The following is a 1,665-nucleotide window of genomic DNA, read 5'->3' on the forward strand; positions in this document are numbered from 1 at the left end:
GGAGGGGTCCGGTGGGGCTTCGGCGGACGTGCTGCTCGCGCGGTTGGAGGCGATGGTCGGGCTGGCCGGGGTCAAGCGCGAGATCCGTAAGTTGACGAATCTGCAGAAGGTCGCCGAGCGGCGGCGGTTGGCGGGTCTGCCGCCGGGTCCGGCGATCGGCCGGCACATGGTCTTCGCCGGTCCGCCCGGGACGGGCAAGACCACGGTGGCGCGGCTGTACGGGGGCATCCTGGCGGCCCTGGGCGTGGTGGCCAAGGGCCAGGTCGTCGAGGTCGGCCGGGCCGACCTGGTGTCGGAGAACGTCGGCGGGACGGCGCTGCGGACCTCCGAGGTGTTCCAGCGGGCCCTGGGCGGGGTGCTGTTCATCGACGAGGCCTACACCCTGTCGCGCAAGGCGACCGGCACCGACTTCGGTCAGGAGGCCATCGACACCCTGGTCAAGCTGATGGAGGACCACCGCGAGGAGGTCGTCGTCATCGCGGCCGGGTACTCGGCGGAGATGCGCGACTTCCTCGCCGCCAACCCGGGGCTGAAGTCGCGGTTCTCCCGGACCGTGGAGTTCGAGAACTACAGCCCGGCCGAACTCCTGCAGATCACCGAGTCCCACGCCACCAAGGACGGCTACCGGCTGGCCGACGACGCGCGCACGGCGATCCTGGAGCACTTCACCTCCCAGCGGCGCGACGCGACCTTCGGCAACGGCCGGGCGGCGCGACGGGTGTTCGAGGCCGCGGTGGAACGGCAGGCGCAGCGCCTGGCCGACCTGGAGGACCTGCCCTCCGGCGACGAACTCAGCCTGCTGGTCGCCGAGGACCTCGACGTCGACACCGGCCTGGCCGCCCGGTTCGGAGAAGCCCGCGACGCCGGCCAGGTCAGCACCGTCCTGGCCCGGCTGTCGGCGATGACCGGGCTGGAGGAGGTCAAACGCGAGATCGGCGACCTGCTGGACCTGCTCGCCTCGGCGCGGCGCCGGCGCGCCGCCGGACTGGAGGCCGAACCCTTCACCGGCCACCTGATCTTCGCGGGCCCGCCGGGCACGGGCAAGACCACCGTGGCGCGACTGTACGGGGAACTGCTCACCGCCCTGGGCGTCCTGGCGCAAGGCCAGGTCGTCGAAGCCGCACGGGTCGACCTGGTCGGGCAGTACGTCGGGCAGACCGCACAGAAGACCACCGAGGTGTTCCAGCGCGCCCGCGGCGGGGTGCTGTTCATCGACGAGGCCTACGCGCTGTCACGCCCGGGAGGATCAGGCCACGACTTCGGCCAGGAGGCCATCGACACCCTGGTCAAACTCATGGAGGACCACCGCGACGAGGTCGTCGTCATCGCGGCCGGATACACCACCGAGATGGACGGGTTCCTGGCCACCAACCCCGGCCTGGCATCCCGGTTCGCCCGCACCCTGCCCTTCCGCCCCTACGAGGTGGACGGCCTGGTCTCGATCTTCCTCAAGAAGGCCGAAGCAGCGGACTACCGCATCCCCCAACCCACCCGCCAAGCCCTCACCACCTACCTGGAAACCAACCGCGACCGGTTCCGCGAAGGCAACGGCCGCGAAGTCGACAAACTCTTCCGCGCCGCCATGACCGCACACGCACGCCGCACCGAACAACTCGCCAACGCCGGCACCGACCTCACCACCGAACAACTCGCCACCCTCCTCCC

General features: G+C 70.9%; 1 protein-coding gene. It reads left to right on the forward strand.

Going from position 1 to position 1,665, the window contains the following annotated elements:
• A partial coding sequence (locus CHC11_RS39920; protein WP_143227497.1) for an AAA family ATPase occupies positions 1–1,665 on the forward strand: 1,665 nt, incomplete at both ends.

Origin of the sequence: Actinomadura mexicana (genome assembly GCF_900188105.1) — a bacterium.
Taxonomy (GTDB): domain Bacteria; phylum Actinomycetota; class Actinomycetes; order Streptosporangiales; family Streptosporangiaceae; genus Spirillospora; species Spirillospora mexicana.